21 protein-coding genes and 1 pseudogene are annotated in these 22954 nt (G+C 65.4%); 11 read left to right on the top strand and 11 right to left on the bottom strand.

All coding sequences use genetic code 11. From position 1 onward, the window contains the following. Window positions 1-68: 68 nt before the first annotated feature. Together QF047_RS21960 and rraA are read right to left on the bottom strand one after the other, a co-directional pair. Window positions 69-1721 (bottom strand): MDR family MFS transporter, encoded by a 1653-nt coding sequence (locus QF047_RS21960; protein WP_307281522.1) that lies wholly within the window; start codon window positions 1719-1721, stop codon window positions 69-71. 108 nt (window positions 1722-1829) lie between these two features. Further along, on the bottom strand, window positions 1830-2324 hold the full coding sequence (gene rraA / locus QF047_RS21965) for a ribonuclease E activity regulator RraA (protein WP_307281525.1): 495 nt from the start codon (window positions 2322-2324) through the stop codon (window positions 1830-1832). A gap of 143 nt (window positions 2325-2467) precedes the next feature. Here rraA and QF047_RS21970 point away from each other — a divergent pair, with 143 nt between their 5' ends. The 6 genes from QF047_RS21970 to QF047_RS21995 all read left to right on the top strand — a co-directional run bounded on the left by QF047_RS21970 (window position 2468) and on the right by QF047_RS21995 (window position 8070). Next, window positions 2468-3790, top strand: coding sequence for an MFS transporter (locus QF047_RS21970; RefSeq protein WP_307281527.1), 1323 nt, complete (start codon window positions 2468-2470; stop codon window positions 3788-3790). A 137-nt stretch (window positions 3791-3927) separates the two neighbouring features. Continuing rightward, window positions 3928-4536, top strand: a complete 609-nt coding sequence (locus QF047_RS21975; RefSeq protein ID WP_306636644.1) for a TetR/AcrR family transcriptional regulator — start codon at window positions 3928-3930, stop codon at window positions 4534-4536. 283 nt (window positions 4537-4819) lie between these two features. After that, a complete protein-coding gene (locus QF047_RS21980) occupies window positions 4820-6019 on the top strand; it encodes an NADP-dependent malic enzyme (RefSeq protein WP_307281532.1) in 1200 nt (399 codons plus the stop codon). Between the two features lie 98 nt (window positions 6020-6117). Continuing rightward, window positions 6118-6621, top strand: coding sequence for a DUF456 domain-containing protein (locus QF047_RS21985; protein WP_307281535.1), 504 nt, complete (start codon window positions 6118-6120; stop codon window positions 6619-6621). Window positions 6622-6661: 40 nt separating this feature from the next. Beyond that, entirely contained in the window at window positions 6662-7036 is a 375-nt protein-coding gene (locus tag QF047_RS21990) for a nuclear transport factor 2 family protein (RefSeq protein ID WP_307281538.1), read from the top strand. A 56-nt stretch (window positions 7037-7092) separates the two neighbouring features. Then, window positions 7093-8070 carry a hypothetical protein gene (locus tag QF047_RS21995; RefSeq protein ID WP_307281540.1) on the top strand — a complete coding sequence of 326 codons (978 nt, stop codon included), beginning with the start codon at window positions 7093-7095 and terminating at the stop codon, window positions 8068-8070. A gap of 7 nt (window positions 8071-8077) precedes the next feature. Here QF047_RS21995 and QF047_RS22000 read toward each other — a convergent pair whose 3' ends face one another. Next, window positions 8078-8716 (bottom strand): LysE family translocator, encoded by a 639-nt coding sequence (locus QF047_RS22000; RefSeq protein WP_307281542.1) that lies wholly within the window; start codon window positions 8714-8716, stop codon window positions 8078-8080. A 105-nt stretch (window positions 8717-8821) separates the two neighbouring features. Between QF047_RS22000 and QF047_RS22005 the strand changes: the two genes are divergently transcribed. Then, entirely contained in the window at window positions 8822-9277 is a 456-nt protein-coding gene (locus QF047_RS22005) for an Lrp/AsnC family transcriptional regulator (protein ID WP_083435594.1), read from the top strand. Window positions 9278-9297: 20 nt separating this feature from the next. On the opposite strand, the gene QF047_RS22010 is transcribed toward QF047_RS22005, so the two are convergent. The 3 genes from QF047_RS22010 to QF047_RS22020 form a co-directional block, all read right to left on the bottom strand. Continuing rightward, complete coding sequence (locus QF047_RS22010) at window positions 9298-9810, bottom strand: hypothetical protein (protein ID WP_307281546.1); 513 nt, start codon at window positions 9808-9810, stop codon at window positions 9298-9300. A 137-nt stretch (window positions 9811-9947) separates the two neighbouring features. Continuing rightward, the gene (locus QF047_RS22015) at window positions 9948-11438 is read right to left on the bottom strand and encodes a WXG100 family type VII secretion target (RefSeq protein WP_307281548.1); all 1491 of its coding nucleotides are present in this window, start codon (window positions 11436-11438) and stop codon (window positions 9948-9950) included. Window positions 11439-11517: 79 nt separating this feature from the next. After that, on the bottom strand, window positions 11518-11985 hold the full coding sequence (locus QF047_RS22020; RefSeq protein WP_307281550.1) for an Lrp/AsnC family transcriptional regulator: 468 nt from the start codon (window positions 11983-11985) through the stop codon (window positions 11518-11520). A 334-nt stretch (window positions 11986-12319) separates the two neighbouring features. Between QF047_RS22020 and gluQRS the strand changes: the two genes are divergently transcribed. Genes gluQRS through QF047_RS22035 form a run of 3 tightly spaced genes read left to right on the top strand, consistent with a single transcriptional unit; the run spans window position 12320 to window position 14135 of the window. Beyond that, window positions 12320-13207, top strand: coding sequence for a tRNA glutamyl-Q(34) synthetase GluQRS (gene gluQRS, locus QF047_RS22025; protein WP_307281552.1), 888 nt, complete (start codon window positions 12320-12322; stop codon window positions 13205-13207). A 47-nt stretch (window positions 13208-13254) separates the two neighbouring features. Further along, a complete protein-coding gene (locus QF047_RS22030) occupies window positions 13255-13455 on the top strand; it encodes an AsnC family protein (RefSeq protein ID WP_255470780.1) in 201 nt (66 codons plus the stop codon). A gap of 26 nt (window positions 13456-13481) precedes the next feature. Beyond that, a complete protein-coding gene (locus QF047_RS22035) occupies window positions 13482-14135 on the top strand; it encodes an HD domain-containing protein (protein ID WP_307281557.1) in 654 nt (217 codons plus the stop codon). On the opposite strand, the gene QF047_RS22040 is transcribed toward QF047_RS22035, so the two are convergent. Both QF047_RS22040 and QF047_RS22045 read right to left on the bottom strand, forming a co-directional pair. Continuing rightward, window positions 14113-15372 carry a low temperature requirement protein A gene (locus QF047_RS22040; RefSeq protein WP_307281560.1) on the bottom strand — a complete coding sequence of 420 codons (1260 nt, stop codon included), beginning with the start codon at window positions 15370-15372 and terminating at the stop codon, window positions 14113-14115. The two genes, QF047_RS22035 and QF047_RS22040, sit on opposite strands and share 23 nt — an antisense overlap. Window positions 15373-15381: 9 nt before the next feature. Then, window positions 15382-16698, bottom strand: a complete 1317-nt coding sequence (locus tag QF047_RS22045; protein ID WP_307281563.1) for an ATP-binding protein — start codon at window positions 16696-16698, stop codon at window positions 15382-15384. A 199-nt stretch (window positions 16699-16897) separates the two neighbouring features. Here QF047_RS22045 and ggt point away from each other — a divergent pair. After that, a pseudogene (gene ggt / locus QF047_RS22050) lies at window positions 16898-18776 on the top strand (gamma-glutamyltransferase). Between the two features lie 89 nt (window positions 18777-18865). Here ggt and QF047_RS22055 read toward each other — a convergent pair. The 3 genes from QF047_RS22055 to QF047_RS22065 are packed head-to-tail and all read right to left on the bottom strand — an operon-like array spanning window position 18866 to window position 22935. After that, window positions 18866-20380 (bottom strand): amino acid permease, encoded by a 1515-nt coding sequence (locus QF047_RS22055; RefSeq protein ID WP_307281565.1) that lies wholly within the window; start codon window positions 20378-20380, stop codon window positions 18866-18868. 29 nt (window positions 20381-20409) lie between these two features. Then, window positions 20410-21852, bottom strand: a complete 1443-nt coding sequence (locus QF047_RS22060) for an aspartate ammonia-lyase (RefSeq protein WP_307281568.1) — start codon at window positions 21850-21852, stop codon at window positions 20410-20412. 6 nt (window positions 21853-21858) lie between these two features. Further along, window positions 21859-22935 (bottom strand): asparaginase, encoded by a 1077-nt coding sequence (locus QF047_RS22065; protein WP_307281570.1) that lies wholly within the window; start codon window positions 22933-22935, stop codon window positions 21859-21861. Window positions 22936-22954 lie beyond the last annotated feature (19 nt).

The raw sequence follows: 22954 nt of genomic DNA on the forward strand, positions 1-22954 counted from the left end.
CGGGCCGCGCCGCCGTCGTCCTCTTCAATGGGGTGCCCCTGGGGCCAGTCCGCGTTACCGGGGGAGGGCTAGTGCACCGCCGCCGGTTCCTGCGGGGCAGCCTTGGGGTCCGACAGCTTCTTGTTGGGCAGCGCAAAGCTGATGAGGAACGCGATGCCGGTGAGGACGGCTGCCGTGAGCATAACGGTGTCGATCGCGTAGGCGAAGCCCTCAGTGATGGGCCGGGTCAGCGTGCTGTTGGCGGTATGGAGCCAGCTGGTGTCGTTGAGGGAATCGTTGGACGTCCCGTTCTGGAAGAACTCGTACAGCTTGGCGTTGGTGGGGTCCGCTGCCACGGCTGGGTCCCGCAGGACGGCCTGGTAGTCGGAGCTTCCCATGGCCGTTTTCATGCTGTCCGCGATCCGGCTGGCCGCCAGGCTGAACAGCATGGAGATGAACACTGCAGTGCCTACGGCACCGCCCATGGAGCGGAAGAACGCTGCGGAGGACGTGCCCACGCCCATGTCACGGCGCGGCACGGATACCTGCATGGCCAGGGTGAGCGGCTGCATGCAGAAGCCCAGGCCCATGCCGAAGAACACGGCGATTACGCCGGGAACCCACAGGCCCGTGTCCACGCCCAGGGACAGTCCCATCACTATGGCGGCGGCGGTGAGGATGGCCGTGCCCATGATGGGGAAGATCCGGTAGGTGCCGGACGAGGAGATGGTGCGCCCGGCCGTGATGGAGCCGGTGAGGATGCCGACGGTGAAGGTGATCATCATCAGGCCGGCCTCGGTGGGGGTAAGGCCCTTGACCAGCTGCAGGTACATCGGGAGCATGGCAATGGCGCCGAACATTCCGATGCCGATGATGAAGTTGAGCAGCGATGACAGGCCGAAGGTTGCGTTCCGGAAGAGCCGCAGCGGGATCAGCGCGTAGTCCCCGGCCCGCTTCTCGGCTAGCAGGAACCAGGCAACGCCCACCACGCCCAGGCCGTAGCAAAGGAAGGAGTTCAGGGACGCCCAGCCCCAGCTGCGGCCCTGCTCCGCAACCAGCAGGAGCGGCACGATGGCCACGGTGATGGCTGCGGCACCCCAGTAGTCAATCTTCTGCTTCACGTGCTTGGCCGGCAGGTGCAGGAACAGGAAGACGACTGCCAGTGCTGCCAGGCCGATGGGCAGGTTGATAAAGAACACCCAGCGCCAGCCGTCAAAGCCCAGGATGTTCGCCGAACCGGCGAACGCGCCGCCCACCACGGGGCCGAGCACCGAGGAGATGCCGAACACGGACATGAAGTAGCCCTGGTACTTGGCCCGGTCCTTGAGGGACACGATGTCGCCGATGATGGTCAGCGCGAGTGCCAGCAGGCCACCGGCACCCAGGCCCTGGACGCCGCGGGCAATGGCCAGTTCGGTCATGGAGTGGACGGAGCCGGCGTAGAGGGAACCCGCCAGGAAGATGATGATGGCGGTCAGGTACAGCGGGCGGCGGCCGAAGATGTCGCTCAGCTTGCCATAAAGGGGTGTGCTCACGGTGGACGTGATGAGGTACGCGGTGGTGGCCCAGGCCTGGAGCGAGAGACCGTCCAGGTCGTTGGCGATGGTGTAGATGGACGTGGACACGATGGTCTGGTCCAGCGAGGCCAGGAACATGCCCAGCATCAGGCCGACCATAACGGTGACGATTTGGCGCTGCGTGAGGGTTTCTCCGGCGGCGCGCGCGGCGGGGGGTTGGGACATGGGTGCTCCAGGGAAGAAATAAGCTCTGATAGTTGCTTTCAGTAACTATCTTACGCCGGGACCTATTCCCCGAAACCGGACGTGTTCGTCCTTTGCGGCCTGGCCGCCTCAGCGCTCCACGAGGATTCCGTCCGGATCGCACCAGATCATGGCGCCGGCGCGGATGGTCACACCGTCAATCTCCACATCCACATCAATTTCGCCGGCCCCGGCTTTGGCGCTCTTGCGCGGATTGCTGCCGAGGGCTTTCACCCCGAGGTCCAGCGCGGCGATCGCCTGGCGGTCCCGGATGACGCCATTGATCACGACGCCGGCCCAGCCGTTGGCCACGGCGCTTTCGGCGATCATGTCCCCCATCAATGCCGTGCCCAGCGAGCCGCCGCCGTCCACCACCAGCACGTTGCCGTTGCCCGGCGTGCCAAGGGTGGCTTTGACCAGGGCGTTGTCCTGGAAGCAGCGGATGGTCCTTGCCGCGCCGCTGAAGTGTGAGCGGCCGCCCAGGCACTGGAACTGCAGAGACACGGATGCCAGTTCGTCCCCCCGTTCGTCGTAGAGGTCTGCGGTATTGATGTTGTTGGCGGGGTTTTGGGCTGGTGCCGTCATGGGATCTCCAGGTCTTCAGTACTTACACGTTTTGCGGCTGCCGGGCAGCACGCTGCCGCAAATTAGGTTGCCGAATAACAAGCCGGGCCATGAAGCCCACGATAGTCTGACTTTTATCGCTAACCGTCCAGGGGGAACCAGCCATGAGCCTGCCAGACATACCCGCAGCAGCGGATCCCGGCCATGCGCCGGGTCCCGGTTCCTCATCAAAACCCGGCGACGGAGCAGAGTATTCGACGGCGGCGCTCGCCGAGCCGACGGCGAAGGTCACCGCGCGGTGGATCACGGGGCTGGTGCTGGTCAACGTCGGCATCAATGCCGCGTTCTTCGGGCCCATCAACATCTTTATCGCCGAGCAGGCCACTGGCATCGACGAAACAAACAAGGAAGCCATCGCGTCCCTCGTACTTGGGTGCGGTGCCGCCGTATCCCTGGTGGCCAATCCGCTGTTCGGGGCGCTGTCTGACCGGACGGTCTCGGGTTTCGGCCGGCGTGCCCCCTGGGTACTGGGCGGTGCCGTCCTGGCCACGGCAGCATTGCTGGCGTTGTCCGGGGCCACGGCTGTTGCCCTGATGGTCCTGTTCTGGTGCCTGGTCCAGCTGGGCGCCAACGCGGCCTATGCGGCCATCACCGCCGCCATCCCGGACCGGGTGCCGGTCCTGCAGCGCGGCGGAGTGGGGGGAGTTGCGGCCTTGGGCCAAACAGCGGGCATCCTCCTGGGCTCAGTCTTCGGGGCGGTGGTGTCGGGAAACTACATGGTGGGCTACGCCCTGTGTGCTGTCGCCCTGCTGTTCTCGGTGCTGCCGTACCTGTTCCACCGGAATGACCCGCCCCTGCCGAGGGCGCTCCGCCCGCCTTTCTCGTGGCGCAGCTTCCTCCGCGGCTTCTGGATCAGCCCGGCCCGCCACCCGGACTTCGCCTGGGCCTGGCTCACCCGCTTCCTGGTGAACGTCTGCAACCAGTTGACCATTGTGTACCTGATCTTTTTCCTCGGGGACGTCCTCAAGCTTGAGAACCCGGCGCTGGGAGTCCTGATCCTGACCGGCATTTATGCGGCGTTGGTGATGGTTACTGCGGTGATCGCGGGGCCGTGGAGCGACCGGCTGGGCCGGCGGAAGCCGTTTGTGATCGGATCCTCAGTCCTCATTGCCCTCGCGGGCCTCACTATGGCGTTTTTCCCAGTATGGACCGGCGCCCTGGTTGGCGCCGCCATCCTGGGCGTGGGGTTCGGCGCCTACCAGGCCGTTGACTTTGCGCTGCTGACGCAGGTGCTGCCGCAGGCCGCCGACCGTGGCAAGGATATGGGGGTCATTAACGTGGCCGCTTCGCTGCCGCAGGTGTTCGCGACCGGCCTCGCGTTCCTCGCGGTGACGTACTTCGGGGGGTACTTCACGCTGTTCATTACTGCGGCTGTCATGGGCCTCCTGGGTGCGGTGTTTGTCGTCAAGATCAAGGGCGTCCGCTGACCTTCCAGGATGCCGGAAGTAAGCCGGCTGACTAATTGCGCTACATGGCTGTGCCGTATAGTTGAACCGGATCGCAGGCGGTCCGGGATGGGGACGCTCCTGGCTGCTGCACCGTCAAAACTCAACCCGGAATACAGATGCCTGAGACCCTTCCAGATCATCCGCCCATGGCCGCCATGCCCTCAGCCCCGCGCCAGCGGCTGCGCTATTATCGCATCCTTGACGCTGCCGGCAGTTCTGCCCGCAAGGGCCTGGAGTCCGTGGACCTGACTGAGGTGGCGGCAAAGGCGGATGTTCCGCTGGGCACGCTATACCGCTACTTTCCCACCCCGACGCACCTGATGCTGGCGCTCTACCGGCACCAGCTCGGCGAGCTGCAGGCTGCAGGGCGGGCCACCGCTGCCAGGTTTCGGGGCCGGGCCCTCGGCGGCCTGGTGATGGAGATCTTCCACATGCGGGTCATGCAGCCGGCAGTGGAGCAGTGCCTGAGCCGCGGGGTGTACCTTCCGGACCGGGACACCACCGTCCTGCTGCGCGACATTGACGCGCTGGGCGAAAAGGTGGTGGCCAATGCCTGCGGTGACGCCATTGTGGCCAGGGTGCTCCTGCTGACGGTCACTGGTCTGGTCCAGTCCGTCAGGAACCGGCGGCTGTCCCTCTTCGAGGCCGAAGAGGACCTCAAAAAGGCCTGCGCCCGGCTTGCTCCGGCCACCGAGGGCAGCTACACACTCCATCAGACCGCGTAACCGGTCTAGACCAATACGTCATTAAATCCGGCTTATTGCCGTGACGTGGGTCACGAAAGTGGTCGGAGAAACGTTTTAGCACGGGCAACCGCCGTCAAATCGTCCCGGGATGCCCTCTCCCGCTGGCTAGCATGATGGAAACGGAGCAGCAGGGAGTATCCCCGAAGCTCCATCGGACCCGCCACCCTTGGGTAATCCGCCGCACCTCTTCCAATGCCTCAGGTTCTTTCGGGCCTGAGCACCATGTGCCGTGTGCCCACGGCGAGCACCAGGAGACAACGACGTGTCCATTGACGCAATTGCAGCCACTGACAACTCCGCAGCCACCGCGCTGAGCGAAGCCGAGATCTTCGACGCCCATCAGGGCGGCAAGCTCTCCATCGCCAGCACCGTCCCGCTGTCCAACAAGCGCGACCTGTCCATCGCCTACACCCCGGGAGTGGCCGAAGTCAGCCGCGCCATCCACGCCAAACCTGAACTGGCCCGCACCCTCACCTGGGCCGAGCGCCTGGTGGTAGTGGTCAGTGACGGCACGGCCGTCCTGGGACTGGGCAACATCGGAGCGAGCGCCTCGCTGCCCGTGATGGAAGGCAAGTCCGCCCTGTTCAAGACCTTCGGCGACCTGGACTCCATTCCGCTGGTCCTCAACACCACGGATGTCGACGAAATCGTGGAAACCCTCGTCCGCCTGCGCCCCAGCTTCGGCGCCGTCAACCTCGAGGACATCTCCGCACCGCGCTGCTTCGAACTCGAGGAAAAGCTCATCGAAGCGCTGGACTGCCCGGTGATGCACGATGACCAGCACGGCACCGCCGTCGTTGCCCTCGCTGCCCTGACCAACGCCGCCAAGGTGACGGGCCGCGAACTCGACAGCCTGCGCGTGGTGGTCTCGGGTGCAGGGGCGGCCGGCATTGCCGTCGCCGAAATCCTGCTGGCCGCCGGCATTAACGATGTGGTGCTGCTGGATTCCCGCGGCATCATCAACGCCGGCCGCAAGGACCTTGCGGCGGACCCTGCCAGCAAGAAGGCGGACATCGCAGGGCGCAGCAACCCCCGCGGCGTGGAAGGCGGCCCGGCCGAAGCCCTCGCCGGAGCCGACGTCTTCATCGGCGTCTCCTCCTCCAAGCTGGACGAAGCGCACCTCGCGCTGATGAACCAGGACGCCATCGTCTTCGCGCTGTCCAACCCGGACCCCGAGGTCCTGCCCGAGGTCGCCGTGAAGTACGCCGCCGTGGTGGCCACCGGCCGCAGCGACTTCCCCAACCAGATCAACAACGTGCTGGCCTTCCCGGGCATCTTCCGCGGCGCCCTTGACGCCGGTGCCCGCCGCATCACCCCGGCGATGAAGCTCGCGGCTGCGTACGCCATCGCGGAGCTTGCAGCGGAAGACCTTTCGGCGGACTACATCGTGCCGAGCCCGCTGGATCCGCGTGTTGCGCCCGCTGTGACCGCAGCCGTCGCCGCCGCGGTGGAAGCGGAGTAGCGGCCCTTCCCTCACCGGATGTACGACGGCGGTGCCTCCCCTGCGGGGGAGGTGCCGCCGTCGGGGGTTAAGTGGGCGCCAACCATAGACTGGGGTGCATGAATTCCGAAACCTTGGTGACCATCCTGTGCGGCCTGGCAATTCTTGTCGGCGTGGCGGGCACAGTCATCCCGGTGCTTCCGGGCAGCATCCTGATCGGCGCAAGCCTGCTGGCATGGGCCATCTGGGGCGGCGCCGGCACCGCAGGCTGGGTGGTGTTCGCGATTGCCATGGTGTTCGTGGTGGCAGGCATGGCTGCCAGTGCTGTCCTCACGGGCCGGAAGCTGAAGGAGCACGCTATCCCCAGCCGAAGCATCGTGGCAGGGCTGGTAGCCGGAGTGGCGGGAATGTTCATCATCCCCGTGGTGGGACTCTTCGTGGGCTTCGCCGCGGGCCTGCTGCTCAGCGAACTCGCCCGCACCAGGAACCTCGGAAGCGCAGCAACCTCCAGCTGGGCCGCCCTGAAAGCAACGGGGTTGGGAATGCTCGCCGAGTTCGGTCTGGCCTGCCTCGCGGCCAGCACCTGGGTGATCGGCGTGTGGATCGCCGCTGCGAACGGCTGAAACGCTTGCGTCCGCGTGGGGCTGGGCGTAGAACGGCAGCATGACGGAGCGGGATTCAGCACGGGAGCGCGTGCAGGGCTGGATGGACAAGTATCAGGCAGCATGGACGAACAACCGGCCCGAGGACATCCGTGCCCTCTTTACCGAGGACGCTGTGTACGAAACACGGCCCAACGATCCGCATGCCTGGAAGGGGCAGGACGGCATCGTCGATGCCTGGCTCGCCGCCCGGGACGAACCAGGGGACTGGACGTTCAGCTGGGAGCTGCTGGGTGTGGACGCCGGCACCGCTTTCGTCCAGGGTGTCACTGCCTATTCGGGTGGCCGGCCCACGTACGACAACCTCTGGGTTATTCGGCTGGACCCGGGTGGCCGGGCCTCCGCCTTCACCGAATGGTTTATGGAACGCGGCTGAGGCCCTTCGTCCGGGCGGGCATCCAACGGGCCGGAAGACCCGGTTAGCATGGAGGGATGACCGCCGGGGACACTGCACCGATCTACTGGGACAGCCGCGACCTCACACCGTTCGGCGAGCCCCAGTTGCGCACACCTGTCCATGACCTTGCCGGCGGAGTGGGCGGCCTGCTCACCGGTGTGCTCGGCGGGCGCCACCCGGCCTTGATCTCCTTGGACGGGGAGATCCCCCGGCTCAAGCGGATGCTGCCCAAGCCGGCCAGGGCAGTGCACGAGGCCGTCTTCACCAGCCGTGAGCCCGAACGGCTGATCACGCTGGCCCGCACCTACCCCGGCTGGGCAGGGCTTTGCTACCTCATGTCCGGGCTGCTCGTGTACAAGCACGGCGGCTACCTGCGCGCATCGGAACTCCTGCAGCGCGGGCTCACCACCAGGAACGATGAAGAAGCGAACCGCTATTCGTCCAGCTACCTCACCCGGATCGTCACCCGGATCGAACTCGCCGAGCGCGTGGAGATTCCGGTCCTGTTCAGCGAGGAGTCGGTATTCCTTGCGCTGGCACACTCGTTCCGCGAGACGGGCCGCACGGAAGCTGCGCTGGACGCCCTGGCCGGCTTGCCGCCGTCGCTCCCCATGGCTTTGGCGCGCTGCTCACTGGCGCTGACCCTGGGCCGGAGCCGGACGGTGATCGACTGGACCGAAGGCCTGCTCAATGCCGACGATCTCTCCGCCGCACTGCTGCTGGTGCGGGCGCGGGCCCTGCGGCGCGAAGGCCGGTACGAGGCGGCGCACCAGGCGCTCGCCGAGGTCCTGCGCCGGCGCAAGACCCACCTGACGCTGCGCAATGACGCCCTCACGGACCGGGCGCTGCTGGTGCTGGACTCCAGCCGGCGCTCGCTCAACCCCCGTGACTGGGGCCGGCGCCGGGAGGACCCCGTGCCGCAGAGGGAGATCGCCGCGCCTGCACCCATCCGCAAGGACGAGGAGATGCGCCGGATCTGGGAACAGGACTGGAAGAAGCTCAGCGACGAGTAAAGGGGCCTTACTTCGCCGTAACAACCGGCAGCAGCTGCTCGCCGAGCAGTACCGCACCCAGCACCACCATGATCACTCCGCTGGCAAGGGTCACCAGGCGGGCGGCTCCCGACCGGCTCTGCAGCAGGGTGCGGGAGAGCAGGGCGACGGCGGTGTACACAAGGCCCGCGAGCAGCACAAACGTCATCCCCAGCAGGCCCGACTGCACTGGCACGGGAAGGGACGCATCGGCGCTCACGAACTGGGGAACCAGCGCCACGTAGAAGAGCAGGCCCTTGGGGTTGATGCCGCTGGTGCCCATGCCCTGAAGGAATGTGCGGAGCCTGGTGCTGCCCCCCGTGCCGGCCCCGGCAGTGAAGCTGGCTTCGCGCCAGGAACGGAGCGTGCTGATGCCGAGCCACAACAAGTACGCCGCGCCGGCCAGCGTGATCCAGCCCAGGACGCCGGGCATCCCCGTGAGCAGGGCCGCCAGTCCCGCCACCAGCAGGACCGTATGCAGGACATATCCGCCGCAAAGCCCTGCCACGGCCGGCACGAAACTCCGCTGCCTGAGCCCGGCCGCAATGGAGTACGCCCAGTCCACGCCGGGGGTGCATGCCAAGGCGGCCGCCACCAGCACAAAGGCCAAAAACAGCTCCGGATTCATTCTTTCTCCTGCCACATGGTGCGTCAGGACAAACCCTAGATACTTTGGCCGCAGAAGTGCTGTCCTTTTTCGCCCGTATCGGTCGTATGGCGGTAAGGTTCTTGCGTGATTGACCACATCGACAGAAATATTTTGCGCCACCTCAAAGAAGACGGCAGGATGACCGCCACGGCGCTCGCCGCCAAGGTCGGTTTGACGGTGGCCCCGTGCCACCGGCGGCTGCGTGACCTGGAGCAATCAGGTGTGATCCGGGGCTACCGGGCGGACATTGATCCCTCCGCCGTGGGACTGGGTTTTGAGGCAATTGTGTTTGTCACCCTGCGCCAGGTGGACCGTGCCACCATGGAGGTCTTCGAAAACCGGGTGGCGGAGAATCCGAATGTCGTGGAGGCGCAACGGCTCTTTGGCTCACCCGACTACCTGTTGAAGGTCATCGCCGAGGACTTGCCCGCCTACCAGCGTTTCTACGACGCCGAACTCACGTCTCTGCCGGGGGTGGAGCGGCTGACATCCACCCTGGTGATGAAGAACCTGAAGTCCAACGCCGGCCCGCCGGTCTAGGCACGTTGCTGAAGCCCGGCCTAGCTCACCGGGCGGATGTGGACAATGATCACCTGGGTGTCCTTGCCGCCGTCGTACCGCAGGTCGTAGTTAACGTCGAGCCCGGTGGACCGGCCGGACGTGATGGAGAAATCGCTCTTCGAACCCGGGTCAGCTTGGGTGCTGCTGATCCACTCTTCGGCTGAGTCGGCTGAAATGCCGTACCGGTCGACGCCCTCGCGGATGAGCTGGAAGTACTCCTCGGGTGTATTCGCCGTGAGGAAATAGGTGACCTCGCTGAAATCGCTGCGCTGATCCGTGGTGTTGAAACGGATACGGTCCGTCTCCCCGCTGATTTCGCCTGACGGTCCGGCGATGGTCAGGCTGATTTTGCCCGAGTCCTTCGTGTTGATTTCGGGCCCGTAGCTGTCCTGCGTCACGCGGACGCCGTCTTTGCTGAGCCGCCCGGACGTCATGTCCAGCCGTGCGGTTTTGGAGTCACGGATCGCGGCTACGCCGGCTGCGTCGAGGGTGGAGAATTCGGAGGTGTTCACGGTGCTCCCTTGAGAGGTCGGTTCGGCGGCTGGCCCACTGGTCTGGCATCCCGCCAACGCGGGGCTTGCAGCGAGTGCCAGGAGTACGACGGCGGCCTGGCGCCTTAAGCGGGTGGTTGCGGTTCCGCGTGGTGGGGTCACTGGTGGACCTCCGCGTCGAAGCCGTCCAGGAAGCGGTCCATGATCCCGGGGATGTTGTTGGTAGGCCTGTACTGTTCCACCCGGTCATCGAAGTCCGAGGCGATGACCTGCCGGGCCCGGGCAGGATCGGTGGCCAGCAGGTCCTGGTAGGCCGGCAGCGTATCCTGCCGGATGAGCGCCCAGCGCTGGTCTGCGTCGGAGATGTTGCCGTCGGGGAAACCCGTGGTGAAGTCGGTGCGGAACTGTGTGGGGTTGTCCCAGTTGGTGAAGGGCGCGTTTTCCGGTCCGGGACTCTCAACGCTGAACTCGAAAGGGAACACTTCCGCGTAGCTCTTCGCGCCGGGAATGGAGGGCTCGCCGGCCAGTGTCACCATGTAGGTCACGGCCTCGCCGCCCGGGTGGTTGCGCATGGAATCGTAGTCGTCGGCGATGATCTCGTTCTGCTCACGGTAGAGCAGGGCCGTGTTGCCCTCCCGGACAAGCCCGGGGTCTCCGGAATCGATCTTTGCCCACTCCTCCGCGGTACCGGGATCGATGGCACCCGAGTCGCGCAGCCTGTTGATCTCGGCCAGGCCGCCGTCCATGTAGGCCTGGTGCTGGCGGGCCTGGTCCAGGAAGATTTCCTTGTTCATGTCCAGCATGCTGGTTTCGTAGAAGCGGATTTCCTGGTCCGTCATCCCGGCGAGCTGTTCGATCTGGTCCAGGACGGGGAGCGGGATGTCCGACGCGGGGTTGTCCGCGATCTGTTGGGCGAGATCCCGGAGCATGGCCATGTCCCTGAAGCCGCCGGCGAAGGACGGCCCGATCATGTTGGCCATGCCGGCCCACTGCAGATCAGGGTTGGCGAGGTAGGCCTGGCCGTAGAAGTCGTAGACCTTCCTGATGGTTTCCCAGTTGTATTCGGTGCCCTTTGAGGTGTCCCAGTCCTGCAGGTCAATGCCCATATCCAGCATGGCCTGCTGGTTCCAGTAGGAACTGAGGAAGTCCCGGTAGGCCTTGGAGTTCCTGGTGATCAGGCCAGAGTCTGCCGCAGAATCCATGGCGGCCTTGGCGGCGTCAGGGCTGGCCACCAGCACCCACTGTTTGAATTCTTCGCTCTGGAGGTATTCCCGGCGTTCGTCAGGGGTCATGGAGTTCAGGGTGTCCGTCAGGTCCTGGGCGGTACCCGAACCGCCGCCTTGACCTCCGCTCCCGCCGCCGGGCCCGCCCGAGCCACCGCGGGTGCTGGCCTTCTCCTGCTCGTCCGCGTTGGCGAGCAGCGCCTTTGACGCCGCTTCCAGCCCTGCCGTTGCGGACTTCAGGAACCGCAGATGGGCGGACGTCCACTCGCTTCGGAAGCGCTCGCCGTCGTGCCCCCTCCATGCAGTGGAGCTGATGCTGCTGCCGAGCTGCTGGCCCAGGGCGTTCAGCCTATTAGCGCCGCCGGCAAGGTCCTCGGCAAGCTGCCGTAGCTGCACTAGGTCAGCACCGTAAAAATTCCCTGCCATGCTTCCCCCCGTTTGGACTCCCGTGCCAGCCTAACCGCCGCCTGGCGAAGAGGCGATGGGGAGAGCTCCCCGCCCGCGGCTATTCCTTCAGCAGGCCGGTGGTCCGGTAGGGGATCACTTCGCGGAGGAACATGCTGGTGGAGGTCCGGACGATTCCCGGGCACAGCCTGATTTCCTCTGACACCCGGTAGAGGTCGTCCGGGCTGGTGGCCACCACACGGATCAGCAGGTCGGTGTCGCCCGCCGGTGCATGGCATTCCAGGACCTCGGGAATCTTCCGAAGCGCAGCGATGGCCTCGTTGAGGTGGCTCTGGTCCAACTCAGCACTGACCGCGGCGGCCACCCCCCGTCCGAGCGCCGCCGGAAGCACCCTGCTGCTGTTGGGCCGCAAGGCGCCGGACGCCGTCATCCGCTCCAGCCGGCTCTGCACTGTTCCGCGGGCCAGGCCCAGCTTCTGCGCCAGCACCATGATGGGAACGCGGGGGTCGTCGTCCAGTGCACTCAGGATCCGCCTGTCCGTGGCGTCCAGTTCCTGCAATCTGATCATTTCCTGTCGGTCGAAGGCTCCGCGATTGATCAAACTGATCATCTCAAGTTCTGCTGGTTGCCCTAACTGTAGGATGTCTGCTGAAATTGTGGCAACAAGGGCAAAGGCTACCGCCGATTCCCGCAGGCTACAGGTTCCCCGGCACACCACCCGGCAACTGGACACCGCTTCCCGCAAGGAGGCTGCCGCTGATTGACGCTTGTTCACACCATGGTCATTGAAGCAACCACGGCAAGAGCCCCTGAGCTACCGACGTCGGACTCCCGAAGTCATCGGTAGCTGAGGGGCTCTTGTGTTTGTCCCCGCGCGCCTGCCTCCCGCATAGGCTGGATCCATGACCTCCGCCGGCCGCTTTGCCCCCAGCCCCTCCGGTGAGCTCCATGCAGGAAATCTTCGGACTGCGATCCTGGCATGGCTGTTTGCCCGCTCCACCGGCCGGAACTTCCTGCTGCGGGTGGAGGACCTGGACCGGGCGCGGTCCGGCGCGGAGGCGGAGCAGTTGCGGGACCTGGCGGCGATTGGCGTGACCTGGGACGGCGAGGTGGTACGCCAGACCGCCCGGGGCTCCCTGTACACCGCAGCGATTTCCAGGCTCCGGGCCGCCGGCCTCACCTACGAATGCTTCTGCACGCGCCGCGAAATCCAGGAGGCGCCCTCGGCTCCCCATGCGCCTCAGGGCGCGTATCCGGGGACCTGCCGGAACCTCGACCCGGCTGAGCTGGAGTTCAAGCGTTCCACCCGGCCCGCTGCCGTCCGGCTTCGGGCAGGCGTCTCGGAATACACCGTGCATGATGTGCTGCACGGAACCTACACCGGCATGGTGGATGACTTTGTGCTCCGCAGGAACGATGGAGTGACTGCGTACAACCTCGCCGTTGTGGTGGATGACGCTGAACAGGGCATCGACCAGGTGGTCCGCGGCGACGACCTCCTCCCGTCAACGCCGCGGCAGGCCTACCTCGCCTCGCTCCTGAATATTCCCGTTCCGGAATATGCGCATGTCCCCTTGGTGGTGAACCACGACGGCGTCCGGCTGGCGAAGCGGGACGGCGCAGTGACGCTGCACGACTTGGCTGCTGTTGGCATGTCTTCCGATGCAATGCGGGACCGGCTGCTGGAATCGTTGGGGCTTCCGGCCGGATCCCTGGAACAGGCGCTGAACGCTTTCAATCCGGCCGGGTTGCCCAGGGAGCCGTGGATATGGGGTGTCAACTTTCGTTGACGCAATTAGGCGCGTCAACTATTGTTGACGGCATGGAGGTGGAACGGATGAAAACGCTGGTGGGATCGATGGACGGCATGGGGCCGGCAGAGGCCTTGCACGCCGTCGCCGAATTACAGAAGGAAGTGAGCCGCACCGAATCGGCCCTCGTCCGCGGCGCGCGGCAGGCCGGACTGTCCTGGGAGGCCATTGCACTGTGCCTGGGTGTCAGCAAACAGGCGGTGCACCGGAAGTATGGCAAGCAGTAGGGTCCTGGCCAGCCTAGGCTTGGGATATGTCAGACGAGCATTTTCCGGACCAGAATCCGGCCCCCAGGTTCACCGTTGAGACTGCCAAGGTCCTGGCCGAGGTGGCCCACAACCGGCAGAAGGACAAGCTGAAGCGGCCTTACCGGGAGCATGTCCTCGCCGTCGGCGACGCTTTGGCGGACTTCGACGACGACATTCGGATTGCGGGGTACCTGCACGACATCGCCGAAGACACTCCGATAACCCGGCAGGCGCTGCTGGATATGGGCGTCTCCGAGCGGGCTGTGGAGATCATTGAACGGGTCACCAACCGGCTGCACAGCAACCCCGACGACTACCAGTCGGGGATCCGCGAGATCGCCGAGGACCACGATGCTGCCTTGGTCAAGATCGCCGACAACGCCCACAACTCGCTGCCGGAGCGGGTGCAGGCGCTGGCGGAGAAGTGGCCGGACAAACCCCCGGTCACCAAATACCGCGACGCCCGGCCGGTGCTGTACGCCGCCGTCGAGGTGGAGGAAGTCCGGAAAATCCTCGCGCGCGTGAATCCGTGGCTGCTGGAGGAGCTGGACAACCGGCTGGACGAGGAAGACACCACGGATTACGAGAACCTGTCCTACGAGGAAACGGACGCCGCCACCGCGGCCGTGCCTGAGGCTAGGCCTGCTGAGGAGCGCTAGTTTCCGCTTCCAGCTTTTCCAGGGCGTGGTGCAGCCGCTCGGAGCCGCGGCGCTCGTCGATAACTATGGAAGCACCGAGTGCCAGCACAATCACCAGCAGGCATACCGGGACAGGCACTCCGGCCGCAGCAAGGCCGACTGAAGCCGCCAGCGTTATCAGCACCCCGGCCGCCACGGAGATAACAGTCCGGTCCGGACCAATCATCACGCTGTACAGCCAGGTCAGCGAGCCCTTGAACAGTGCCACCGGGATGGCAATAGTGGCCACCGCGGCTGCTGCACTGATGTGGGCTTCGTGGTCAATGTAGTAGGCGGCCACATGCAGCCCGGCGCCCGTGGCCGCAATCGCGGCGAAGATCGGAATATGGCCGTAGCCGAAGAGGAACGACCTGTGGCGGCGCAAGTGGAGCGCCCGTCCGGCGGGCAGCAGAAAGTAGATCCACCACATGCCGAAGGCCAGGGCCGTTCCGCCGAAGCCCACCAATGCCGCATCCACGCTCCAGCCGTGGGTCCCCACAATGGCGCGCAGGGTTTCGATAGCGCCGATCAGGCATTCGCCCAGGGCGATGATGGCCAGGAGTCCGTACCGTTCGGCAATATGGTGCGCGTGCCAGGGGGTCCTGGCCTTGCGCTCGGCCGCATAAGGGGTGGCCATCTCCAGCACGATCAAGGGCAGGATCATCATCAGAGTGGTGGAAACGTCGGCCTCGATAAAGAGCACGGCGATCCATCCGAGCTGCACCACCACGAGGTACTTGGCGTAGCGCAGGCAGGTGTCGCGGCCTGCCGGATCCTGCCGGGCGGCCCGGAGCCATTGAGTCACCAGCGCGAGCCGCATGATCACGTAGCCGCCCACAATCACGGCGTTGTCCACGTGCTTCCCCTCCACGAGGGAACGGAACATGGGCTCGATCCCCATGGCGAGGATCAGGACTCCCACGATCTGGACCATGGTGACCACACGGAAGATCCAGTCGTCGGTGTCGTAGGCGCTGGCGAACCACGTGAAGTTGATCCACGCCCAGATCACGGCGAACATCGCGAATGAGAATCCAAGCAGGCCGGGGATGAAGTGCGCTTCCGCGATTTCGTGGGCGAACTGGCTGCCGGCCACGCCAAACGCGATCACAAACGTCAGGTCGAAAAAGAGTTCCAGCGGTGTGGCGGCCCGGTGCTTCTCATGCGGGTCCCGGCCGCCCATGCGTGCCATGGCGTGCCGGAGGGGATTGGAGGACATAAACCAAAGTTACACGCGGCCCAACGCGTCGATGTCCTCCAGGAACTCCTGGTGGACTTCTGCGCTGACGGTGGTCCGGGTTTCGGCGATGGCGTCGAGGTAGTCCTGCGTGGAGGGCCCCTTCCGTACAGCCTCCCGGACGGAAACTGTGCCGCCGGAGGCCAGCCCGCCGTCGTCGTACACAGCTTTTTCCAGCGCCCGCTGGGAGGCGCTGCGGGCGGCGTACTCGATGTCCGCGGGCGAGAATCCCTCGGTGCGTTCCACGAGCAGCTCCACGTCCACGGCATCCACCACGGGGGCAGGGATGAAGCGCTGCCACATGGCTTCACGGGCCTGCCGGTCCGGCAGTCCGATGGGGATGACGTAGTCAAAGCGGCCGTGGCGCAGGAAGGCGGTGTCCAGGGCGCGGATGAAGTTCGTGGCGCACACCAGCAGGCGGCCCGGCTGTTCGCGGAACGCCGGGATGATCTTGAGGAGTTCGTTGGTGACGCCCTGGAGCGGCGACGGTGGTTCGCCGGAGCGCTGGGAGGCGATCTCCTCCACCTCGTCGATGAACACCACTGCGTGCTCCAGCTCGGCGATTTCCAGGAACGTCTCACGCAGCGCCCCCGCCAGGCCTTGGGGATCGGCGGCGAGACGGGAGGGGAAGACTTCGACGAACGGCCATTCCAGCCGGGAGGCGATGGCTTTGGCGAAAGTGGTCTTCCCGGTGCCCGGAGGGCCAAAGAGCACGACGGCGCGCGGCGGCACTACACCGAATTCGTCCGCAAGGTCCGCCTCTGCGAGGGGAAGGACGAGCCGGCGTTCGAGCAATTCCTTTTCCTTGCGCATGCCGGCCACGTTTTCCCACAGGTCGCGGGCCAGGACGCGCCCGCCGAGCTGGCCGAGTGCGCCGAGTTCCTGCCGCTGGACCGGGATGGTCCGTTCGAAATAACGCAGGTTCTTCTTCAGGGCGAAGCCTCGGCCCAGGAAAGCTTCCACCCGGGTTTCGGATTCGGGCATCAGTGCCGAGAGCTTGTTCAGCCCATGCGGGGCCATGCGGTTTTCGACGGCGGCCAGCAGCGACGTGCCGATGCCACGGCCGCGGTATTCGGGCAGGGTGGCCAGGAAAACGATCCAGCCCTGGTCGTGCGCGGCCCGTCCGACGGCGGCGCCCACCACCTGGTCGCCCTGCACGGCCACCACGGCATGGTCCTTTTCGCAGGATGCCAGGACTTCGGAGAGGGCATAAACCGGCCCGACGTTGTGGGCCTTGAGGGTTTCCCAAAGGTGCAGGATCCCGTCCAGGTCCGATGAGTGGAAGTCCCTGATCCGCCAGTTGGTCATCAGCATTACTCCTGTTGTGGTTCGTCCTTGAGCCAGCGTGAGCTACTCAGCGAAGCATATGCGAACCGGGCGCCGCGGGGCGTTGCCGGTCGGTTGCATGACGCTTAGAGGGGGCCCGTTGGGTAGGGAATTCCGTTGAGTGTCCACTGGCCGAGGAGTAGCGTGACCCACATCACTCAAAACCCTTTCAGGAGCAATCATGCCAATTCTGGGACGCCGGGCCGCCGCCATAACGGCTGCGCTGGCAATGAGCGTGACCACCGGAGCCATCATCAGCCCCGCCTCTGCACATTCCGGGGCTGCCGAGGAGATCAAAAAGACTCCTACGGCCATGGGCTACGGCGGTGCCGTCAGCACGGTGGATCTTGACGCATCTGCCGCAGCCATCGAAGTCCTACGCGAAGGCGGTAACGCCGTCGATGCAGCCGTCGCCGCGGCAGCCACCCTTGGCGTCACAGAGCCGTATTCCGCCGGCATCGGCGGGGGCGGCTACTTTGTGTTTTATGACGCCCGGGAGGGCAAAGTCAGAACCATCGACGGCCGGGAGACTGCCCCGGCGGCGATGCCGAGGGACGCGTTCATAAAGCCCGGCACCAAAGAGGCATTTGAGTTCAAGAAGCAGGCGACCAGCGGCATTTCCGTGGGGGTTCCCGGTACTGCTGCTACGTGGGAGCGGGCATTGAAGCGCTGGGGGAGCCTAAGCCTTGGCGACGTCCTGGAGCCCGCCATTGACGTGGCAACGGACGGGTTTGCGGTGGACGAGACATTCCGCAAGCAGACCCTCGAAAACAAGGATCGTTTCCTTCCGTTCGAAGCAACCAGAAAGCTCTTCCTGCCGGGACCGGACAACGATGCGCCCGCCGTGGGATCAACCTTCAAGAACGAAGATCTGGCTCAGACATACCGTCTCCTTGCGCGGGAGGGAATGGATGCCTTCTACGAGGACGAGCTGGCAGAAGAGATCGTTTCCACCGTCCGGAACGCGCCGTCTTCTCTGGATCCTATGGTTCCGGTTCCTGGGCCAGCTGGCGTCATGAAGGCCGAGGACCTCAATGACTACAAGGTCTTGGACCGCGATCCCACCCACGTTGGACTACCGCGGCTACGACGTCTACGGCATGGCCCCGTCCAGCAGCGGTGGCACCACCGTGGGCGAGGCACTGAACATCCTGGAGACGTTCGATCTGCCGGGCCTGGTGAAAGGCGATGGCAATGCGAGCAACCAATCTGCTGTCCTGCACCACTACCTGGAAGCAAGCGCCCTGGCATTCGCGGACCGGGGCAAGTATGTGGGTGACCCCGCTTTTGTCGATGTCCCCACGAAGGCGCTCCTCGACCCCGTATTCGGGAAGGAGCGGGCCTGCGAGATCGACCCGCTGCACGCGGCGACGAAGCCGGTGGCGGCCGGAGACGTGGTGGACTACGACGGCGCCTGCGACGTTGAGCCTGGTGCCCACGAGGACGAAAAGGACAGCGAGAATATCAACACCACCAACCTCACAGTCTCCGACAAATGGGGCAACGTGGTGGAGTACACCCTCACCATCGAGCAGACTGGCGGGTCCGGCATTGTGGTTCCCGGCCGCGGGTTCATCCTGAACAACGAACTCACCGACTTCTCGCCGGTGTTCAACGAAACGGACCCGAACCGCATACAGCCGGGCAAACGCCCGCGTTCGTCCATGTCGCCCACTATCGTGCTCAAGGATGACCAGCCGGTCCTGGCGCTTGGGTCCCCTGGCGGCTCCACCATCATCACCACTGTGCTGCAAACGCTCATCAACAGGATCGACCTCGGCATGAGCATCGAGGACGCCCTGGCCGCCCCCCGCGCCTCCCAGCGCAACACGGCCCAAGTTTCGGCCGAACAGGCATTCATCGACTCGTCATCGGGGAAGGTCTTGTCGGCCCGGTACGGGCATACATTCACCCCTGCCGGTAAGGCTGGAACATCCGCGGCGGAGATAGGTGCCGCGACAGCTATCGAGTTCAGCCGGGACGGTAAATCCGTGACCGCCGTAGCTGAACCCGTACGGCGAGGCGGTGGCTCGGCGATGGTGGTGACACCATCACACTGAACAGGAACTGAACAACAGCTAACGACGGCGGCACCTGGGTTCTCCAAAATCAGAACCCAGGTGCCGCCGTCGTACGCGCTAGAGCGGGATTACTTCTTGAATGTCGCAGCTGGCGGATTAGCGACCACCGGGGAGAGGCCGGTGTGGCCTTCGCGGGTTTCGGCGATTTCATGGATGCGTTTGCGGCAGGCGAACCAGCCGATGACCATGAGGACCGAGGCGATGGCGGTGACGAGCATGGTGAGCGGGGATTCAATGAACACCATGATCAGCACGCCCGCCAGGAAGAGGAGGGAGAGGTAGCCGGTGTAGGGGGCGCCGAACATCCGGAAGGACGGGCGGGCGAGCCAGCCTTTGTCGGCCCAGCGTTTGAGCTGGATCTGGCACAGGACGATGGTGGCCCAGGTCATGATGATGCCGACGGAGGCGACGTTGAGGACGATTTCGAAGGCCTCGGCCGGGACGAGGTAGTTCAGCGGGACGCCCAGGAGGGACACGCCGGCGGTGATGGCGATCCCGCCGTAGGGGACGCCGGCTTTGTTCATGCGGGAGGCGAACTTGGGGGCGGAGCCGTTGACGGACATGGAGCGCAGGATCCGGCCGGTGGAGTAGAGCCCTGCGTTCAGCGAGGACAGGGCGGCGGTGAGGACCACGAGGTTCATGATGACGTCCACGCCCTGGATGCCGATGGAGCCGAAGAACGTCACGAAGGGGCTGACGCCTTTGACGTAGGAGGTGTAGGGCAGGAGCAGGGCCAGGAGGATGACGGAGCCGACGTAGAACACGGCGATGCGGAAGACCACGGAGTTGATGGCCTTGGGCATGATCTTCTCGGGGTTTTCGGTCTCGCCGGCGGCGGTGCCGACGAGTTCGATGGAGGCGTAGGCGAACAGGACGCCCTGCATGAGGATGATCATGGGCAGCAGGCCGTTGGGGAAGATCCCGCCGTTGTCGGTCAGGAGGCTGATACCGACTGGTTGGCCGTCCACGGGGGTGCCGAAGATGACGAAGTAGGTGCCGGCGATGAGGAAGATGACCAGGGCGGCGACCTTGATCAGGGCGAACCAGAATTCCATTTCGCCGAAGACCTTGACCGAGACGAGGTTCAGGGCGAGGACGACGACGAGGGCGGTCAGGGCCCAGGCCCACTGCGGGACGTCGGCCATCCAGGGGATGTAGTTGCCGAAGAAGTGCATGTAGAGGGCCGCGGCGGTGATGTCCACGATGGTGGTGGTGGCCCAGTTGATCCAGTAGAACCAGCCGGAAACGAACGCGGCTTTTTCGCCGAAGAATTCCCGGGCGTAGGAGACGAAGGAGCCTGAGGAGGGGCGGTGCAGGACGAGTTCGCCCAGGGCGCGGAGGATCAGGAACGCGAAGAATCCGCAGACGGCGTAGGCGATGACCAGGGACGGTCCGGCGGCGTTGAGCCGGCCGCCGGCGCCCAGGAACAGGCCGGTGCCGATCGCACCGCCGATCGCGATCATCTGGATCTGCCGGGGCTTGAGGTTCTTGTGGTAGCCCTTGTCCTCCGCGTGCAGGGAAGTCTCGGACGCGTGCGCGTGCCCGCCGTCAATGAGGTGGTCGGGTATGGGGGAGTTTGTCATGGCTGGGTCCTTCAGGGGGCGGTCGGGGACTACTTGCTGAGGTTGGCGAGGCGTTCGGGGCTGAGGAGTTCCTGGAGCTGGGTGTCCGTGAGGAGTCCGTGTTCGAGGACGAGTTCGGCGACGCCCTTGCCGGTGGCGAGTGCTTCCTGCGCGATGGCGGTGGCGGTGGCGTAGCCCAGGTGGGGATTCAGGGCGGTGACCAGGCCGATGGACTGCTCCACCGTGCGGCGGAGGTGCGTGGTGTTGGCGGTGATGCCCCGAATGCAGCGTGCCGTGAGGGTGCGGCAGGCTGCTTCCAGGTGGGAGATGCTCTTGTGGAGGCTGTGGACGATGACGGGTTCGAAGGCGTTGAGCTGTAGCTGCCCGGCTTCGGCGGCCATGGTGATGGTGACGTCGTTGCCGACTACCTCGTAGGCCACCTGGGAGACCACTTCCGGGATCACCGGGTTGATCTTGCCGGGCATGATGGAGGAGCCGGACTGGACCGCCGGCAGGTTGATTTCGCCGAAGCCGGCGCGGGGGCCGGAGGAGAGCAGGCGGAGGTCGTTGCAGATTTTGGAGAGCTTGACGGCGACGCGTTTGAGCACGCCGGAGAGGTGCACGAAGGCGCCCACGTCCTGGGTAGCCTCGATGAGGTCGACGGCGGTGACGAGCGGAAGTCCAGTGATTTCGGCCAGGTGCCGGCACGCGGTTTCGGCGTAGCCTGCCAGGGCGTTGAGGCCGGTGCCGATGGCGGTGGCGCCGAGGTTGATTTCGTGGATCAGCAGTTCGGCTTCGGCGAGGCGGAGCCGGTCCTCGCCGATGGTGATGGCGTAGGTGCCGAATTCCTGTCCCAAGGTCATGGGCACGGCGTCCTGCAGCTGAGTGCGGCCCATTTTGACGACGGTGCGGAATTCGAGGGCTTTGGCGGCACAGGCTTCTTCGAGTTCGGCCAGTGCGTCCAGCAGTTCCCGGGCGGCGAAGATGGTGCCCAGCTTCACGGCGGTGGGGTACACATCGTTGGTGGACTGGGAGAGGTTCACGTGGTCGTTGGGGTGCAGCCGGGCGTAGTTGCCCTTGGGGTGGCCGAGGATTTCGAGGGCGCGGTTGGCGATGACCTCGTTGGCGTTCATGTTCGACGACGTCCCGGCGCCGCCCTGGATGACGTCCACCACGAACTGGTCGGCGAGTTCGCCGGCCAGGATGTCCTGGCAGGCCCGTTCGATCGCGTCGGCGCGTTCGGGGTCCAGCAGCCCGAGTTCGCGGTTGGTGCGGGCTGCGGCGAGCTTGACCGCTGCCAGGCCACGGACCAGATGCATGTTCGAGGACAGTTTCTGGCCGGTGATGGGGAAGTTCTCCACCGCCCGGAGCGTGTGCACGCCCCAGTAAGCGCTGGCGGGGACGTCCCGGTCCCCGAGGAGATCGTGTTCGGACCGGGTCCGTGTGGGTGCAGCCGGTTGTGCTGGGTTCCCGGCGGTGTCGATGGCAGTCATGTGTCCTTACAGGGCTTCGTTGACGGGTGCGGACGGTTGGTTCAAAAAGTCGGTGGCCTGCAGCAGGCCCACCTGGTGGCCCCCACCGAGGACCGGGGCGGTTGCGATGGCGGCGAGCGGCGCGGTGTCCACGCCGCTCGCCCCGAGCAGGGTCACGGTGGCGGGCATGCGGGCGCGGTCGCCGCCGTCGGAAATCTTCACGGCGACGGCGCTGCCATCCGCCAGGCCCACCACCTGTACGCCTTCAAAGCCGTCCTTCGCCACCGAACCCGGCAGCAGGCGCATCAGCTCGGTGACGTCGCGGCCTTCCCCGGCTACCATCTCCGGATGCCGCTGCATGGCGAGTCCGACGGCGGCTTCCGCACTCTGGGCAGCCTGCCCGCCGTCGTCGTTTATTGCCAGGGAGTCTGCCGCAGCGAACGCGATGCGTCCGAACGCGCGGGCCATGCCGCGGAGCGTCAGGGCGAACAGTGGTGTACCGCAGCCGTCGGTGCTGAGGGCGAAGGGCTCCTCACCGGTCAGCTCCCTGACCGTTTCGGCTACAAGCCGCTGCAGGGGGTGGGAGGGATCCAGGTAGCCCTCTACCGGCCAGCCGTTGATGACGCAGGTGGCGGCCATGGCGGCGTGCTTTCCGGAGCAGTTCTGGGTGAGCTGGGTGGGTCCGCCGCCGTTGCGCAGCCATTCTTCGCGCTCGTTCACGCCGTAGGGGAGGTCGGTGCTGTTCTCGAAGTCGCTGACGCTCAATCTGTGCAGCTCGAGGATGCGGAGCGCCCCTTCGCGGTGCTCCGCTGCGCCGGAGTGGCTTGCCGCGGCCAAGGCAAGGAGATCGGCCGGCAGCTGGAGCCCGGCGCGGACCATGGCCACGGCCTGGAGCGGCTTGAGAGAGGACCGGGGATAAAACGGCACGAGGGGATCGCCCGCAGACGCCAGAGGTGCTCCGTTAGCCGCAACGGCAATCGCCGAACCGTAGTGCACACTTTCCACCAGACCGTCACGAATTGCGGCGACCAGGGGCTGGTGCTGCGGCAGGGCCAGTTCTGCCGGGGCAGCAGTGCGGGCAGCGGAAAACACAGGGGAGGGCATGGGATCCTTGGGTGGTTTT

The sequence above is a fragment of the Arthrobacter sp. W4I7 genome, assembly GCF_030816215.1.
In the GTDB taxonomy this organism is placed as follows: domain Bacteria; phylum Actinomycetota; class Actinomycetes; order Actinomycetales; family Micrococcaceae; genus Arthrobacter; species Arthrobacter siccitolerans_A.

Excerpts from the sequence above, each read along its gene's own strand:
- QF047_RS21960 (WP_307281522.1), bottom strand. The coding sequence starts at position 1,721 with ATGTCCCAACCCCCCGCCGCGCGCGCCGCCGGAGAAACCCTCACGCAG.
- rraA (WP_307281525.1), bottom strand. The coding sequence starts at position 2,324 with ATGACGGCACCAGCCCAAAACCCCGCCAACAACATCAATACCGCAGAC.
- QF047_RS21970 (WP_307281527.1), top strand. The coding sequence starts at position 2,468 with ATGAGCCTGCCAGACATACCCGCAGCAGCGGATCCCGGCCATGCGCCG.
- QF047_RS21975 (WP_306636644.1), top strand. The coding sequence starts at position 3,928 with ATGCCTGAGACCCTTCCAGATCATCCGCCCATGGCCGCCATGCCCTCA.
- QF047_RS21985 (WP_307281535.1), top strand. The coding sequence starts at position 6,118 with ATGAATTCCGAAACCTTGGTGACCATCCTGTGCGGCCTGGCAATTCTT.
- QF047_RS21990 (WP_307281538.1), top strand. The coding sequence starts at position 6,662 with ATGACGGAGCGGGATTCAGCACGGGAGCGCGTGCAGGGCTGGATGGAC.
- QF047_RS21995 (WP_307281540.1), top strand. The coding sequence starts at position 7,093 with ATGACCGCCGGGGACACTGCACCGATCTACTGGGACAGCCGCGACCTC.
- QF047_RS22000 (WP_307281542.1), bottom strand. The coding sequence starts at position 8,716 with ATGAATCCGGAGCTGTTTTTGGCCTTTGTGCTGGTGGCGGCCGCCTTG.
- QF047_RS22015 (WP_307281548.1), bottom strand. The coding sequence starts at position 11,438 with ATGGCAGGGAATTTTTACGGTGCTGACCTAGTGCAGCTACGGCAGCTT.
- QF047_RS22020 (WP_307281550.1), bottom strand. The coding sequence starts at position 11,985 with ATGATCAGATTGCAGGAACTGGACGCCACGGACAGGCGGATCCTGAGT.
- gluQRS (WP_307281552.1), top strand. The coding sequence starts at position 12,320 with ATGACCTCCGCCGGCCGCTTTGCCCCCAGCCCCTCCGGTGAGCTCCAT.
- QF047_RS22030 (WP_255470780.1), top strand. The coding sequence starts at position 13,255 with ATGAAAACGCTGGTGGGATCGATGGACGGCATGGGGCCGGCAGAGGCC.
- QF047_RS22035 (WP_307281557.1), top strand. The coding sequence starts at position 13,482 with ATGTCAGACGAGCATTTTCCGGACCAGAATCCGGCCCCCAGGTTCACC.
- QF047_RS22040 (WP_307281560.1), bottom strand. The coding sequence starts at position 15,372 with ATGTCCTCCAATCCCCTCCGGCACGCCATGGCACGCATGGGCGGCCGG.
- QF047_RS22045 (WP_307281563.1), bottom strand. The coding sequence starts at position 16,698 with ATGACCAACTGGCGGATCAGGGACTTCCACTCATCGGACCTGGACGGG.
- QF047_RS22055 (WP_307281565.1), bottom strand. The coding sequence starts at position 20,380 with ATGACAAACTCCCCCATACCCGACCACCTCATTGACGGCGGGCACGCG.
- QF047_RS22060 (WP_307281568.1), bottom strand. The coding sequence starts at position 21,852 with ATGACTGCCATCGACACCGCCGGGAACCCAGCACAACCGGCTGCACCC.
- QF047_RS22065 (WP_307281570.1), bottom strand. The coding sequence starts at position 22,935 with ATGCCCTCCCCTGTGTTTTCCGCTGCCCGCACTGCTGCCCCGGCAGAA.